The sequence below is a fragment of the Microcoleus sp. S1D4 genome (assembly GCF_036700765.1).
GTDB lineage: Bacteria > Cyanobacteriota > Cyanobacteriia > Cyanobacteriales > Microcoleaceae > Microcoleus.
This window is the reverse complement of sequence record NZ_JAUBPP010000016.1, coordinates 105,682-121,331: the sequence shown is the minus strand read 5'-3', so window position 1 is coordinate 121,331 and position 15,650 is coordinate 105,682. Positions and strand designations below refer to the sequence as shown.

Annotated in this window: 15 protein-coding genes; 8 read left to right on the top strand and 7 right to left on the bottom strand. The window is 45.7% G+C overall.

What is annotated here, in order from left to right; genetic code table 11:
* Positions 1-40 precede the first annotated feature (40 nt).
* The gene (gene hisG / locus QT998_RS17915; RefSeq protein ID WP_333116575.1) at positions 41-685 is read right to left on the bottom strand and encodes an ATP phosphoribosyltransferase; all 645 of its coding nucleotides are present in this window, start codon (positions 683-685) and stop codon (positions 41-43) included.
* A gap of 197 nt (positions 686-882) precedes the next feature.
* Between hisG and QT998_RS17910 the strand changes: the two genes are divergently transcribed.
* The 3 genes from QT998_RS17910 to rppA all read left to right on the top strand — a co-directional run bounded on the left by QT998_RS17910 (position 883) and on the right by rppA (position 2,776).
* A complete protein-coding gene (locus tag QT998_RS17910) occupies positions 883-1,152 on the top strand; it encodes a hypothetical protein (protein ID WP_333093611.1) in 270 nt (89 codons plus the stop codon).
* Positions 1,153-1,259: 107 nt separating this feature from the next.
* Positions 1,260-1,910 carry a glutathione S-transferase family protein gene (locus QT998_RS17905; protein ID WP_333093612.1) on the top strand — a complete coding sequence of 217 codons (651 nt, stop codon included), beginning with the start codon at positions 1,260-1,262 and terminating at the stop codon, positions 1,908-1,910.
* 179 nt (positions 1,911-2,089) lie between these two features.
* Positions 2,090-2,776 carry a two-component system response regulator RppA gene (gene rppA / locus QT998_RS17900; RefSeq protein WP_333093613.1) on the top strand — a complete coding sequence of 229 codons (687 nt, stop codon included), beginning with the start codon at positions 2,090-2,092 and terminating at the stop codon, positions 2,774-2,776.
* 189 nt (positions 2,777-2,965) lie between these two features.
* On the opposite strand, the gene QT998_RS17895 is transcribed toward rppA, so the two are convergent.
* Both QT998_RS17895 and QT998_RS17890 read right to left on the bottom strand, forming a co-directional pair.
* Positions 2,966-4,426: an IS200/IS605 family accessory protein TnpB-related protein gene (locus tag QT998_RS17895; protein ID WP_333116578.1), complete on the bottom strand. Its 1,461-nt coding sequence runs from the start codon at positions 4,424-4,426 to the stop codon at positions 2,966-2,968.
* 229 nt (positions 4,427-4,655) lie between these two features.
* The gene (locus QT998_RS17890) at positions 4,656-5,543 is read right to left on the bottom strand and encodes a metallophosphoesterase (RefSeq protein WP_333093334.1); all 888 of its coding nucleotides are present in this window, start codon (positions 5,541-5,543) and stop codon (positions 4,656-4,658) included.
* A 1,019-nt stretch (positions 5,544-6,562) separates the two neighbouring features.
* Between QT998_RS17890 and QT998_RS17885 the strand changes: the two genes are divergently transcribed.
* Both QT998_RS17885 and QT998_RS17880 read left to right on the top strand, forming a co-directional pair.
* Positions 6,563-6,793 (top strand): prevent-host-death protein, encoded by a 231-nt coding sequence (locus QT998_RS17885; protein WP_333093335.1) that lies wholly within the window; start codon positions 6,563-6,565, stop codon positions 6,791-6,793.
* Positions 6,790-7,182, top strand: coding sequence for a type II toxin-antitoxin system VapC family toxin (locus tag QT998_RS17880; RefSeq protein WP_333143612.1), 393 nt, complete (start codon positions 6,790-6,792; stop codon positions 7,180-7,182). The genes QT998_RS17885 and QT998_RS17880 overlap by 4 nt, the downstream gene beginning before the upstream one ends.
* Before the next feature lie 103 nt (positions 7,183-7,285).
* On the opposite strand, the gene QT998_RS17875 is transcribed toward QT998_RS17880, so the two are convergent.
* Together QT998_RS17875 and QT998_RS17870 are read right to left on the bottom strand one after the other, a co-directional pair.
* Positions 7,286-8,641, bottom strand: coding sequence for a serine/threonine-protein kinase (locus tag QT998_RS17875; RefSeq protein WP_333116581.1), 1,356 nt, complete (start codon positions 8,639-8,641; stop codon positions 7,286-7,288).
* 74 nt (positions 8,642-8,715) lie between these two features.
* Entirely contained in the window at positions 8,716-8,856 is a 141-nt protein-coding gene (locus QT998_RS17870; protein WP_333093339.1) for a hypothetical protein, read from the bottom strand.
* A gap of 79 nt (positions 8,857-8,935) precedes the next feature.
* Between QT998_RS17870 and ispG the strand changes: the two genes are divergently transcribed.
* On the top strand, positions 8,936-10,159 hold the full coding sequence (gene ispG, locus QT998_RS17865; protein WP_333093340.1) for a (E)-4-hydroxy-3-methylbut-2-enyl-diphosphate synthase: 1,224 nt from the start codon (positions 8,936-8,938) through the stop codon (positions 10,157-10,159).
* A gap of 427 nt (positions 10,160-10,586) precedes the next feature.
* The gene (gene ctpC / locus QT998_RS17860) at positions 10,587-11,942 is read left to right on the top strand and encodes a carboxyl-terminal processing protease CtpC (protein WP_333093341.1); all 1,356 of its coding nucleotides are present in this window, start codon (positions 10,587-10,589) and stop codon (positions 11,940-11,942) included.
* Positions 11,943-12,035: 93 nt separating this feature from the next.
* On the opposite strand, the gene QT998_RS17855 is transcribed toward ctpC, so the two are convergent.
* On the bottom strand, positions 12,036-12,263 hold the full coding sequence (locus QT998_RS17855; RefSeq protein WP_333093343.1) for a DDE transposase family protein: 228 nt from the start codon (positions 12,261-12,263) through the stop codon (positions 12,036-12,038).
* Between the two features lie 222 nt (positions 12,264-12,485).
* On the opposite strand from QT998_RS17855, the gene QT998_RS17850 reads away from it, so the two are divergent.
* Positions 12,486-15,017, top strand: coding sequence for a heavy metal translocating P-type ATPase (locus QT998_RS17850; protein ID WP_333093344.1), 2,532 nt, complete (start codon positions 12,486-12,488; stop codon positions 15,015-15,017).
* A gap of 204 nt (positions 15,018-15,221) precedes the next feature.
* Here QT998_RS17850 and QT998_RS17845 read toward each other — a convergent pair whose 3' ends face one another.
* Positions 15,222-15,569, bottom strand: a complete 348-nt coding sequence (locus QT998_RS17845) for a hypothetical protein (protein ID WP_194012637.1) — start codon at positions 15,567-15,569, stop codon at positions 15,222-15,224.
* Between the last annotated feature and the right edge of the window lie 81 nt (positions 15,570-15,650).

Below are 15,650 nucleotides of genomic sequence, written 5' to 3'. Positions count from 1 at the left end.
TTACTGCGAGCCGATAAAGATTTTCTAACTTAAACCCACATCAAACCGCTGTCAAAACTTGCTCCCTCAACTTCCCAATCAACTCATTAACTCCCCCAGAATTCAAACGGTAACTCAAAGGATGACCGATCAAATAAGCCGAACTTTCAAACAAAACATCAATCTCCACCAAACCATTTTCCCGCAAAGTTTTCCCAGTCGAAACCAAATCCACAATAGCCTCCGACATACCCGTAATCGGCCCCAACTCCACAGAACCGTAAAGCGGCACAATTTCCATCGGCAAATTCAAATTGTGAAAATATTCCCTCGCACAGTTGACGAACTTAGAAGCAACTCTACCGTGAGGTGGCAAATCCACACTTCGCCGATAGGAACTAGATTCCTTCACCGCCACCGACAGCCGGCACTTGCCAAATTGTAAATCAATTAAATTAGCAACTTTGGGTTTTTTTTCCCGCAAAACATCATAACCGGCAATCCCCAAATCAGCTTGACCGTATTCCACATAAACAGGCACGTCGTGCGTCCTGACTAGCAAAGCTTTTGCTGTTCCGGTGGGGTCATAAATTTGAAGTTGTCGGTTAGAGGAATCTAGAAAAGCGCTGAAGTCTAATCCAACCGATTTAAACAGCCGAATACTATCTCCTAACAATCCGCCTTTGGGAAGTGCAACAGTAATCATGTCAATTTTTAAAGTGTAAATTGCTCAATTTGGGAAGGGGCGATCGCGGCACAAGCAGAAACAGCTTTTGCCAAACTCAGAATAACACATATAGTTCACAGTTAACAATAAATTTACGCTATTGCTCGATCCTTTGTTTTGGTATATATTATATTTAGTAAGTTTTTATAGACTCACTTTTTTAAAGGGCGGTCAGTATGGAAAATAATCAAGAGTTTGACAGTCAAGAATTTGACGAAGAATTTCACAGTGTAGACCCGGATTCCCTGAAAGTTACAGTAGATGAAATTCTCTCAGGCGGGGGTCTAGAGGCAGAGGAAATGGATTATACAGTAGCCGTACCTACCGCTAACCACCCCAGAATCCCCAGGCTCAGAGGTTTCTCATCTCAGTTGAAATTAAGCGTGTTCGATGACACCACCCGATCGAAGTTTGCCGAAAAACGCGGAACGCTGGGAGGTTGTTAATGTAAGATGCTTGCAGAGGCTGTTGCACAGAACTGGACTATCCTTTGTGTATTCAACTCTAAAACTGGAAATTGAACGGGCGATCGCAAATAACTCACAGCTAAACTATGACCGAATTGACTCTTGTTATTGGCAACAAAAATTATTCCTCTTGGTCGCTGCGTGCTTGGCTGGTGATGAAACAAGCTGGACTGGAATTTACGGAAGTGAGAATCCCCCTAGACGGGCCGACAAGCCACGCGGAAATTCGGCGCTATTCTCCCTCGGGAAAAGTGCCTGTTTTAATCGACGGCGACTTGAAAGTGTGGGAATCTTTAGCAATTTGCGAGTATGTTGCCGATCGCTACGCGCATCATTTGTGGCCTGCAGATATCGCCCAAAGGGCGATCGCCCGTTCCATCTGCGCCGAAATGCACGCGGGGTTCCAAAATCTGCGCCAAAATATGCCGATGGACTGTCGCAACCGCTATCCCGGAGAAGGAATGACTCCCAGTGTTGAAGCAGAGATCTACCGCATCTTTACCATGTGGCACGAATGCCGTCAAAAATTCGGAACAGGTGGCCCTATGTTGTTCGGAAAATTTACAATTGTTGACGCTATGTTTGCTCCCATCGTCCTGCGTTTTGTCACCTACGGAGTCAAATTCAATGCAGAGGGAAAAGCTTATGCTGATGCGATTTTAGCAATTCCTGCAATCCAGGAATGGCTAGCAGCAGCTTACAGCGAATCAGAAAATATTCCACATTTTAAAATATAGCAAAATCAGTTTGCTTAACCTAAGCATTCCTAAACTTAACCTCACGGCAGACAAAGCAACCGCAGGGGGGAAATCCCTACAAAACCTACTTATCTGCAAGCTTCCTGTAATTCATGCTTAAATCTAACATCTAAAACTTGTTTTGAGCTAAGTCGAAAAAACTAAAATGTAAAATCAAGATGCGGATTCTTTTAGTTGATGATGAAGTTGAGTTGACTGACCCTTTGAGTCGAGTTTTAAGCCGCGAAGGTTATACAGTTGATGTGGCAATTGACGGCGCGACAGGCAGCAATTTAGCAATGCAGAAATCTTACGATTTGCTAATCTTAGATTGGATGCTGCCCCGACAAACCGGACTGGCAATTTGTCAGCAATTGCGATCGCAAGGACGGAATACACCAGTGCTATTTCTCACCGCCAAAGATACCCTAGACGATCGCGTCAAAGGACTCGATGCCGGCGCAGACGACTATATAGTTAAACCCTTTGAACTGCGAGAACTGCTAGCCAGAGTCCGCGCCTTGCTGCGACGCCCCCCTACTTTTGATGCCGAGGTGGCTGTCGGGCGGCTGCAAGTTGCAGACTTACAGCTAGACTACGACAATCAAATTGCTTATCGGGGCGATCGGACAATTGACCTATCAGAAAAAGAATGTCAGTTATTAGAATACTTAATGCGCCATCCCGGTCAATTGCTAACACACGAACAAATCCACCAATACTTGTGGAGTGAAACAGAAAAACCCAGCAGCAACGTATTAGCCGCTCAAATTCGCCTGCTGCGACGTAAAATAGAAGCCCCAGGCGAATCCACCCTAATTAACACAGTCTACGGTAGAGGCTATCGCTTTGGAGAAGGCAGTTAATAATAATTGCCCAAAAAATCTCGTAGATGCAAGCGGCGGTTGAAACTCCGCAAGAATCCAACTATCCTCAGCCTCCGCAGACACAAGAAAACAACCTAAATTTAACCGTCAGTCTTCAACCGCTAATAAAAACCTAGGTAAACCTGGGTAAGCTCTGCGGTATAAGCTTTAAACATTCTTTCTTAGCGCTTATGCTTCCCCGATGTCGAGGTTGACCAAGAAACTCCAGTTAGAAACGCTATAATAATCACAACGACGTGATATTGTAGCGGAACGTTTGATATTTTTATTTAGTTGGTTCCACTCGCTCCAAACGTGCTTTTCTGAATTCACTTCAGAATAGGCGGTTAAGGAGCGAGGTATTTTTTCACTTAATTTCATAGCCCTGCGAGCAATTACCAGTGCAGCCGATTCGTCACTAGCTAAGCCATACATTCTTAAATATTTCACCAAGCCGATAATACTTGAATATGCCGGATTGACTGTAATCAACTCAATTCCGCGATTCGACAGAATAGAATTGAGTTGCTTGTAGAACTCGCTGTATGCCCAACCCGACAACATCCGAGCATATTTTCTGCCTTTCTCTCCTAAAGATTCCTTTTTTACGGAGAAATCAAGTTCTTCACAAACTACGGGACATTCAAATTCCGCAGCCTTTGCTGCTAGTTGCAGGCAAGCATTAACGAGCTGAGCCTGCTGCTTGCCATTCGACAAACCCATTTGCAATGGAATCTGTCCTTTGGCTTTGAGATTCCCTTCAGGATCAACATAAACCCACCCAATAGAGCCAGGATTCATATCGATACCAATACAACCGTACATCCTATTTCTAGAAACTTGATTCACGGGAGCTGGGGTAAACTGCACGGCAATAACCCACTTCCCATTCTTGCGGTAGAAGTGCCAAGTTTTAGCCCCGCATTCTGGCAATCTATTTATGTTGCGATTGAAATCACCAACCTCGGAAGATACAGTCTTTCCGAATCGTGACTCTAAACATTTGGGAACTCTAAACGTTATTTTGTTTCTATTCCACTGAGAGACTTGATTTCCCAAAGATTCGTCCTTAGAGCCGACAACGAAGATATCGCTGTGAGGGACGAAGACTTTGATTGGCTTAAGTCTTAAGTGTTCGAGTCTGTTGGTCAACAAAATCAGTCTACGCTTTTTATTGTGTATTTGAAGGCGTAAGTTCTGCCAATTAGTAGATTTGTGTTGGAGCGAACAAGCTATAGGAAAATTGCATCCCGTCTTTGAACTCTGCCATTTTTTCTTAGCATAAAACTTACGAGCTAATAACAGTTTACGCTCAGCCTTTTTAATCCACGCACCAATAGACCTAATCTTTCCTTCAAGAGTTTTTACGTGTAAAATTCTATGCTCTTTAGCACCGTCTACACGACCTTTGGCAGCGCTGATTACGCCATTTGCGTGGCGCTTATTGATGCCGTAGGTTTGCTGTAGGTGCGTGTTCCAGTCAGATTTCTTAAAGTCTGTATTCAATAGTAAGTGGTTGACTGTTTCAATGCTTGCAGCCCTAAAAATTGGGGAGTAAGCTTCTAGAAACATCTCGAAATCTGTAAATCCTAGTTCGTTGAGTTCATCTGCTGGCGTGGGCAGGCCTTTGCAGTACGTTATGGTAGCCATTGATTCGACCTCTCAATGTGGTTGTATCTTAGTATATTAATAGCTTCGCGCAGGATTTGCAAGCTTTTTAAAGAGTTTCTTTTACTTTTGGAACGTCGCTGGCGGAGTCTTCTCCATCATGTTGCGATTTTTCGATCGAAATCACCAACGCCAATTAACTTGGGTAGTCAACTTGCTGAGAATTTAGCAACTAAAATCTAGGTAAATCTAGGTAAATTGTCAACTGCCGTTAACCCCTTCCTGTCGAGTGCAAGTCTCGCGTAGAAGCCGTTTCAACCGCCCCCTGTTCTTGACAAACCAAAGTAATTACTGACACCTCCGGCCGACAAAATAGCCTCCCTGGCGCATAAGTTCCCAAACCGCGATTCACGTACAGCAAATTACTCCCAACCCGATGCAAACCGCTAGCCCATTCCCAGTGACTAACTACTCTATCGCAAGCCGACAGAAGAGGAATCCACTTTCGGATTGGTTCAGGAATCAAATAGCCAATTTTTCTCACCCAAGCATACAAAGGCCCGATACCGGGAATCACAATTTGACCGCCGTGAGTGTGCCCGGAAAACTGCAAATCAATCCGCCACTTTTGGAGCTTTTCAGCAGTATCAGGATTGTGAGACAATACAATCCGAGAAATCCCCGGATTTATTGATGTCATTACAGATTCAGGCTTAAAATCGCCAGACCAAAAATCTGCCAACCCAACTAAAGCCAACTCAGCCCCCAAAGGATAAATGGCTTCGTTGTATAACACCCGAATACCTGCGTTATTCAAAGCATTAGCAACCTCAATTTTTGCCCCCGGCCAATAGTGGTCGTGATTCCCCAAAACCGCGTAAATTCCCATCCGACTTTGCAACTTTTTCAATCGCTGCACTAAGTCGTGAATAGGTGCCGGATCGAAGGTAATAAAATCCCCCGTTAAAAAAATCAAATCTGGTTCGGCTTCATTAGCCGCCGCAATCGCCTCTTCTAGCAACCATTCCGACAGCCGCACCCCGTCGTAGTGAAAGTCAGTAAGCTGTACAATTTTAGTACCCGATAGATTTGCTGGAAAATTTGCGATCGGTATTGTTAAACAGTCTACCTGCAGTTTCCCAGTGAATAACCTGTGCATAAATCTAACGTTTATTGACAGAGCGCAACCTCTAGTTTAGCAAATAAACAGGCAAGACTGCAAAAGTAGATATTATTCCTTCTTTCTTTTGCCATCTGACTAATAACTACTAAGTGCTGAATACTAGCTAATGATATCAATTTAAGTTGCCCTCATACCGGAATTGTTGACTGTTGACTGTTGACTGTTGACTGTTGACTGTTGATTCGGGGTCTAAAAACTGAATGGTTGAGTATTAACTGTTGACTCAATTTCATTATTCCAATGCCACCGGAAACGATATGACTGAGCGGCAAGGTGCAACCTAAGCACGATATTAATAACTAAAGTCCTCACTACCAACATTTTTTATTGCGATTAATTGACCGGACATCATTTTAGGCGATCGGCTACGCGGGAGAAAAAAAACTATATAATGGCGGTTAAGCTGTTGCGGCATTTATATTGAATGTCAAAAAAATATAACTTTTGTGGGGGTGTCCCGCCCGCCCTGAATATGCAATGTTTATTTGCGCGATAGCTTACTGGTGCGGCGGGTGGGTTGGGCGATCGTCCATTTGGCTGCAATTACGCTCATGGCGATGTTTTTTGATTGCTTTTTAATTTTTTATTGTAGCTGATTTTTGATTTTAGGCGATCGGCGATTGAAATTGTTTCTTGTCAAACGAAGTTTTAGCAGAGGGGGACTGAAGAATCAACCCGATATTAAAGCAGGATTTGCTATGATATCGAATGTAGCTTAAATGCCTCTTTGTATCCCATTAATCCATCGATTTGCATCTGGCCGATAAATCTCCTCTCAAGCTTTCACCATAGATTAAGTATAGCTTTTCTCATAAAGATGAGTTACGATTGGGTAAAAGTTAATCAGGAAAAAAAGAATTGCTCGCCTCGCACCTCTTTTAACTCAAAAGCTTCATAGTCCCTGCGATTGCTTTCTTGAATCGCAATGACATCCTTTGCTCAGTGAACCGTATTGAGATATAATGTAGTTTGAACACAACACCAATCATTGTCCTATGAAAACCATAGACAAAAGTCAATTAACAGCTCAATTACTAGAATTTTTGCGACTTGTCGAGATTGAAGGCGAAGAAATTTTAGTGATGGATGGGACTAAACCACTTGTGATAATTTCTCAGTATGAAAAGTCTCTTTCAACTGAAGAATTATTTAAGGATATGCGGGGGAAAGTAAAATATTTTGAAGATTTAACTACGCCAACAACTGAAGAATGGCAGGAAGTATGACAGTTGTCCTTGACACCTGCGCTCTCATCTGGTGGAGTTTAGATCCAGAGAAACTTTCTCAATCGGCAAAAGATGCTTGTCAGCAGATGGAACAAGAAAAAAATGGTTTAGTTCCATCAACGGCCATCTGGGAAATAGCTATCAAGATCAAAAATCATAAGTTAGATTTAGGAGTAAGTATTGATGACTATATCGCTACTTTAAAAAAGTCTAATGTTATTCGGATCGTTCCAATTGATGAGGACATTTGGCTAGAAAGTGTCAAATTAGAATGGGAACACCGAGATCCAGCAGATAGAGTGGTTGTAGCAGTTGCCAAAAGAAGTCAAGCTGCTATTATTACAGCCGATCAAAAAATAGCTAGTTTCTACTCTTTAGTAATTTGGTAAATCGAATGTGCCAGGTATCGGAAACGTAGAACAGGCGCGGTTTCGTGGTTAAAGCCTCTGTTATAAATCTTCACGAAACTCTGTAACCCTTAGATGTTACAGTCTACAAGTCTCGACGCGAGAGAAGAGAACGCCCCACAACAAGCCTTCCACCAACCACCCCATCAGTTAACTTTCCCTTCACACACGGGAGGTGTCCTATAGGTGCTTTGGTGTTGAATTTTAGATCATTATAGTGCAACCATGTACTATTATTCACACGCCAACCTACCCGATCGCCAAAAGCTGCCCAAATTTTCCGATCATATTCTCTGCTTCCCCCCAGACTTTCATAGATGCGTTTCTGCACCGAAAAGCCGAAACGTCCGTTACTGTATTTTACCCAAAGTTGGTCAATAGTTCGTAAGTCTTCACAGGGGAATCGATCGATATCTTCACCCCTCAGCCAGCCATCCTTTGTTCTCCCCGCTACTTCCAGCATTTTTCTTGCCGTTTCCCCATCCGCCTCTTGCCATTTTCCGCTAGCCAACAGCCGATCGAGTTGACGATAATCAACTCCTTTTGCTGAAATCAATTTTACAGGTTGGGGCGCTGGCTGCGGGCTAGGAATCGTTGGTGAAACACCCCCTCTTTGCCCCCGATTGCCGGGGGATTGGGGAAGCATAGCCAACCATTTTTGAACCGACTGAGGGCGCTTTGTCTCATTCATTTCCATCCCTTTCATAATTGCCCGATGCACCGCATCGCTAATATTAGGATTAATCTGAAACGGTGGCTTTAAAGGATGATTTAAAGCTCTCATAAATGCAGGAGTTGGTTGTGTTTTCGTTAGCAAATAGTATAGCGTTGCTGCCAGAGCATAAACATCTGTGTACTCAGCAAATCTGCCCATTTCCCCGTACTGTTCGGGAGGCGCAAAACCATGTGTTAGCCCCAAAGTCATTTGCTGAGTGCGATCTGGAATAAAACCCCGTGCCAAACCAAAGTCAATCAAAACTGCATCAAAATTGTCGCGTACCATAATGTTTTGTGGCTTGATATCCCGATGTAGCAAACCTTTTTCGTGAACTACTATTACCGCTTCTGCCACTTTGCGGATGTAGTTTAAAGCTTCGCTTTCCCACAGGACACCGCGCTTTTCTACCAAATTCCACAAATCTTTCCCTGCCACATATTCCATCGCAATGCAAGGGAAATCATCGTGAGTGAAGTAGTTGTCTATTTGCACAATATTGGGATGCCTGCACACAGATAGCTTTATCGCCTCATCCCGGAATCTTTCCCGATACCGGGCAAAATTTCGATCGCTCAATAAGTCGTCTTTCAGCGTTTTGATGACAACCCGCCCCCCGTTTGGCGCTTCCTTTGCTAGATAGGTGATGCCAAAGCCACCCTCACCTAACTTGCGTTCAATGATATACCGATCGCCATTTAACCGCTGCCCCGGTGTCCAAACCATTCTCCTCACCGCCAACCAATATTAATTTTTATCTCGGCATAGCCTGTATTTTAACTGTATTTTCTAAGTTGGGTTTAGTTCCACGGGCCCAACTTCAGTTCGCCTTCCCGGTGATGGTTGGCTTTTAGTTCGATCGCCCTTTTCCGACATAATTCGATCGACAAATTCGCCACAATTTCATTAAGAATCCTAAATCCCAAAACCTCTTTGCCCAAACAGGCCCTTTCTGTGCAAACCTAAAAAACAGCAGACACAATTTTATAAACTCTAATTAAAGAACCCTAGCAACCAGTTATGCAAACTCTGCCGAACCCCACTAAAACCCTCACCACCGAACCAACCTTCGACACCACCATCAAGCGCCGCAAAACCCGTCCAGTCCAAGTCGGTAGCGTGACGATCGGCGGAGGCAACCCCGTCGTCGTACAATCGATGATTAACGAAGACACCCTCGACATCGACGGTTCAGTCGCCGGAATTCGGCGCTTGCACGAGATTGGCTGCGAAATCGTCCGCGTCACCGTGCCCAGCATGGCCCACGCCAAAGCATTAGCCGAAATCAAGCAAAAATTGCAAGAAACCTACCAAGCCGTGCCCCTGGTTGCCGATGTCCACCACAACGGCATGAAAATTGCCCTGGAAGTCGCCAAACACGTAGACAAAGTGAGAATCAATCCGGGACTTTACGTGTTCGAGAAGCCGAAAGCCGACAGAAGCGAATACACCGACAGCGAATTCGCGGAAATTGGCGAAAAAATCCGCGAAACCCTGGAACCTCTGGTGATTTCCCTGCGCGACCAAGGCAAAGCTTTGCGAATCGGCGTTAATCACGGTTCCCTCGCCGAACGGATGCTTTTTACCTACGGCGACACGCCCGAAGGGATGGTGGAATCGGCCCTGGAATTCATCAAGATTTGCGAATCCCTCGACTTCCGAAATATCGTAATTTCCCTCAAAGCCTCCCGCGCGCCGGTGATGGTGGCTGCTTACCGCTTGATGGTGCACCGGATGGACGAATTGGGCATGGATTACCCGCTGCATTTGGGCGTCACGGAAGCAGGAGACGGCGAATACGGCCGCATCAAATCCACCGCAGGCCTCGCACCGCTGCTGACTGACGGCATCGGCGACACTATCCGCGTGTCGCTGACAGAGGCCCCAGAAAAGGAGATTCCCGTCTGCTACAGCATTCTGCAAGCCTTGGGACTGCGGAAAACGATGGTTGAGTATGTCGCTTGTCCTTCCTGCGGCCGGACTTTGTTTAATTTAGAGGAAGTCTTGCACAAAGTGAGAGAGGCGACGAAGCATCTCACGGGTTTGGATATAGCAGTAATGGGCTGTATTGTCAATGGGCCTGGAGAAATGGCTGATGCTGACTACGGCTATGTCGGGAAGCAACCGGGTTATATTTCTCTGTACCGCGGCCGGGATGAGATTAAGAAGGTTCCTGAGTCTCAGGGTGTGGCAGAATTGATTGACTTGATTAAATCGGACGATCGCTGGGTTGAACCTGAGTAGGTTTGGGGCCGACACAATGGGATTGGTGTCAACACAGAGACTGCAACTTTTGAAAAATCTCGCTTCTATCTGAGGCCAGATCCCCCCTTAGCTTGCCCCCTACTCCCCCTTAAGAAGAGGGGACAAGAGCGATCGAAGTCCCCCTAGCCCCCTTTAAGAAGAGGGGGGGACAAGAAAGTCTTCTCAAAGTCCCCCTTCTTAAGGGGGATTTAGGGGGAGCGAGACTTGTGCAGCAGATATACAAAGGATTTAGGCATTCGCAAATCAACTTCCTAAACCCGCGTCCGCATTCAGGCGCGGCAGCTTCCGCTTCGGGAATACAACTCGGCAAAGTTGAATAAATATGTATCCAAAATCCGACCAAGCCTTGCCTGTGTTAGATTGGGCGTGATTATTCTGAAATCTTTTGCTCCGGCGTGTCAGACAAATGGTTATAACAAAACGAGGGCTTATTCTAAGTGCTGCAGCAGTTGCACTCACTGCTGTAACTCTTGTCAACACTGGTTGCAGTTCTAAATCTCTGGCTTCTTTTCGGGGAAGTCCTAAAGAATTGGTTGATGAAGTTTGGCAGATTATTGACAAAAGTTATGTTGATGGCACTTTTAACCAGGTTGACTGGAAAGCAGTGCGAAATGATTATTTGAACCGCACTTATACCAGCGACGATGAAGCTTACAAAGCAATTCGGGAAATGCTGAAGAAGCTGGACGATCCTTATACGCGGTTTATGGATCCTCAAGAGTTCAAAAATATGCAGGTGGAAACTTCTGGGGAATTGACAGGAGTTGGGATTCAGTTGACTCAAGATGAGAAAACTAAAAAGTTGGTGGTGATTTCGCCAATCGAGGATACCCCTGCTTTTACCGCCGGTATTCTGGCAAAAGACATCATTACTAAGATTGACGGCAAAACCACTGAAGGTATGGATACGAATCAAGCGGTAACTTTGATTCGCGGCCCGGTAAATAGTAATGTGACTCTGACTATCTTGCGGGACAAAAAGGAAATTGATTTTAAGCTCAAGCGCGCTAAAATTGAAATTCATCCGGTGCGACATTCGGTGCAGAAAAGCCCGATCGGCGAAATCGGCTACATTCGCTTAAATCAGTTTAGTGCGAATGCTGCATCGGAAATGCGATCGGCAATGAAGGATTTGGAACAGAAAAAGGTGACAGGCTATATCCTAGACTTGCGTTCCAATCCGGGCGGGTTGCTGTACGGAAGTATTGAAATTGCTCGGATGTGGCTCAAGGAAGGTACGATCGTCTCGACGGTCGATCGAGTCGGGGAGGCCGACAGACAAACTGCAAACAAGGGAGAGATTACTGACAAACCCTTGGTTGTACTCGTAGACGGAGGTTCAGCCAGTGCTAGCGAGATTCTATCCGGTGCTTTGCAAGACAACAAACGCGCGGTTTTGGTTGGTACAAAGACTTTTGGTAAGGGTTTGGTGCAGTCGGTACGCGGCGTGGGAAATGGTTCGGGTTTGGCGGTGACAATTGCCAAATATTTTACTCCCAACGGCACTGATATCAATCACATGGGAATTAAACCGGATTTTGTGATTGAACTCACCGACGCTCAAAAACAGGAGTTGAGGCGCGATCGCGATAAAATTGCTACGGCGGCAGATCCGCAATACGCGAAGGCTTTAGAAGTTTTGACAAAAGAAGTTACTGGCAAAACAGGGAACGACAAAGCTCAGTTGAAACCCAATTCTGCATCGCCCAAACCGACTACCGCGCAGGCAAAACCGAGTGCAGCACCTTCTAAATCCAAGTAGTTTTTAGTCACCAACAAAAACTCCATCAAAGAAGGACTAAAGTCCTCACTACAAACCTGGTTCGTAGTGAGGACTTTAGTCCTTCAAGTTTATTTATTGCGGTTGACATTTTCCCGCGCGAATTAAACCGATGCGTCGGGCGATCGCATCTTCTGCAGAATCGTAAGGGCCCCACTTGTCTATAATAGTAGGGTCTTGTTCTTCGATTTGGGCGATCGTCTGCGTTGGCGTAGCCCCCGTAGGGGCGGGCTCCGCCAACGGCAAAATCTCACAATTACCGGCCAGACGTTTGACAATATAATATTTTGGTGTTGGTGTCATAGCTAAATTCGTCAGACAAAAGCTGGATACTAACGAAGCAATTCACTGATTGTATCAAATAAAGATCCGCTTTCAACCGGGCAATTAATAAGAATTAAAAAAAACTAACACTTTCGGAAGATGCCAGAAAAATTATCTATTATCAAAATACAAGCATTTGTCTGAACAGTGCATCCAAATATTTCCGAAATACAAAAACCTACTCATCTATACAAAAAAACAATGCAATTTGTCCCCAAAACAATCTCCGAAAATCAACCAGAAATCATCCCAATTAAAGAATCCCCGCCGCCAGAACTTGTGACTTTCGATGTCAGCGGGATGAAATGTGCCGGCTGCGCCAAAGCAGTTGAACGCCAACTCATGCAGCATTCAGGTGTAATTTCAGCTTGCGTTAACTTAGCAGTAGAAGTTGCAACGGTTGAATGCCAACCGGGGGCTGTCGATGCAGAAGCTTTAGCAAAAAAGTTAACTGATAACGGATTTCCCTCTGTGTCTCGGTTAGGTGGAAATCAGCAAGAAGCCGAAGCGGCAACAGTTGAACGGCGGCGGCAAGAAATTCGACAGCAAATCAATCAATTGTCGATCGCCCTTATCCTAATTATTCTATCCGGTTTAGGTCACATACTCGGCACCAAAGCCCCAATTCTCAGCAACATCTGGTTTCACTGGGGACTCGCCACCCTCGCATTACTGCTACCTGGCCGCCCGATTATCGTTGACGGCTGCCGCAGTTTGTGGCGAAACGCACCCAACATGAATACTTTAGTAGCTTTAGGCGCTGTCACCGCTTACACCGCTAGCAACGCGGCGCTGCTGTTTCCACGGATGGGATGGGAGTGCTTTTTTGACGAACCAGTGATGCTGCTGGGCTTTATTTTGTTGGGCAAAACTCTCGAACAGCAAGCCAGACGGCGCGCTGCATCAGCTTTGCAAGCTTTAATCGCATTGCAGCCGGCAACTGCCCGCTTAGTTGATTTTAAACTGCCGATTTTAAATTTAGACTCGGAAGAATTGCCCCCAAACTCGACATCTCAACTCTACAATCCACAATACATTGAAATTCCAGCCGATCGCGTTCGAGTCGGAGAATGGCTGCAAGTTTTACCAGGGGAAAAAATCCCAGTAGACGGCGAAGTCTGCGAAGGTAAAACAACTGTAGATGAATCGATGTTGACTGGCGAATCGATGCCTGTTTTGAAACAACCGGGAGATACAGTCGCAGCAGGAACTATCAACAAATCCGGCGCAATTGTGATGCGCGCAACTCGCACCGGTCAAGAAACAACTGTAGCTCAAATGGTGGCTTTGGTGCAAGCTGCCCAAACTCGCAAAGCGCCGATTCAAAATTTAGCTGATACTGTCGCCGGATATTTTGTATATGGGGTTATGGCGATATCGGCTTTAACTTTCCTATTTTGGTATTTTGCCGGAACTCATATTTGGCCTTCTGTGCTTTTAGAACACGATATGGGGCATGGGGCATGGGGCATGGGGCATGGGGCATGGGGCAGGGTAAACCAATTACCAATTACCAATTACCAATTGCCTATTATCCATTATCAATCTTCTGTGTTGTTAAGTTTGAAATTGGCGATCGCAGTTTTAGTTGTCGCTTGTCCTTGCGCCTTGGGACTTGCTACCCCAACTGCAATTTTAGTCGGTTCTGGTATCGGCGCGGAGCGCGGACTTTTAATTCGCGGTGGCGATGTTTTAGAACGGGTACATCAATTAGATACTGTGGTTTTTGACAAAACGGGCACTCTCACAACCGGCAATCTTACACTCACTGATTATTTGCCGATTTTCCAGAATTCGGATTGGGATTTGAACTCGGATATTAATGTCGGAAACAGGCAAGATGTTGCTTCCACAATTGCCACAATTGACTCAAAACTGCTGCAAATTGCCGCGGCGGTGGAAAGGGGCGCTTGTCATCCCATCGCCGCAGCGATTTTGCTGGAAGCTCAACAGCAAGGTTTGCCGCTGCTACCTGCTGAGGATTTCTACACGGAACCGGGATTGGGGGTTTCTGCTTTGGTTGAGGGGCGGCGGGTGTTCGCGGGGAATGCCGCGTGGATGAGCGAGCAGGGCGTGGCTGTGGCTGCGGAACTTTTGGAGTCTTGCAAAGGCAAAACGGCGGTTTTCGTGGCTTCTGGGGGCGTTTTGCTTGGGGTAATCGGGCTAAAAGATACTCTGAGACCGGATGCTAAGGCGGCGGTGGAACGTTTGCGGGAGATGGGATTGCGGGTGATGATGCTGACGGGGGATACGGAGGCGGCGGCGGCGGTGGCGCAGCAGCAGCTAGGTTTGGCGGCGGCTGATGTTTTGGCCCAAGTGCGGCCGGATGGGAAGGCGAGGGCGATCGCCAGTTTGCAAGCTCAAGGCTGTAAAGTGGCTGTGGTGGGGGATGGCATCAATGATGCGCCGGCTTTGGCTCAAGCTGATGTCGGTATCGGTTTGCACTGCGGCACTGATGTGGCAGTTGAGACGGCTCAAATTGTGCTGATGCGAAATGCTTTGATGGATGTTGTTGAGTCGATCGACCTTGGTCGCGCTACTTTTAATAAGATTCGCCAAAATTTATTCTGGGCTTTTGTTTACAATACTTTGGGAATTCCAGTTGCAGCCGGTATCTTGCTACCTGCAACCGGAATTCTACTCACTCCTGCGGCGGCCGGTGCATTTATGGCCTTTAGTTCTGTTAGCGTTGTTACAAATTCTTTGTTGCTACGCCGGAACTTTCGAGCTTAAATGTAGGGCTTGCAGATAAAAGTCCTCAGTCATCAGTCATCGGTCATTAGCCACAAACTAATGACTAATGACCTCATCCCAAGACGGATACAAGCCCCTCACACCAGGAGTCGAGATCCAAGAAGTTTCGACGTTAGTTCGAGACCCCAGATTCATCTGTGGAGTCAATCTAAAATCTAAAATCTAAAATCGACTGACTGATGGCTACAGTGCCATACTTTCCAAGAGCCGCCAATTATTGTTTTTCATAATTGAATGACTGACTAGCTCGAACATTTGACGGCAGTGGTTATTGGTTTGCAGTGGTAGTTCCTCGTTTTTAATCACGAAGTTCATGCGAACCTCTGAGTCGCTGGCCGTGTTTTTTTCGATTAGGACTTCTGCTGTGACAAGTTTCGGAATCGAAACTTGACCCGGAATTTCGCGAGCCATGAGGGAATCTCCTGTATTGTAGATAATATCAAGATTGCATGACTCTAAAATTTCAATCAGAGACTGACGGAGACGGTCGATCGGAACGGCAACGATAAAAAAACCAGTATAGCGAGCCATAGAAAACTCCAGCCGTGAGGCATTTAGACTTTCTTATCATACCGAACCTAGAAGAGATCGACAGAACAATATGGATTTATT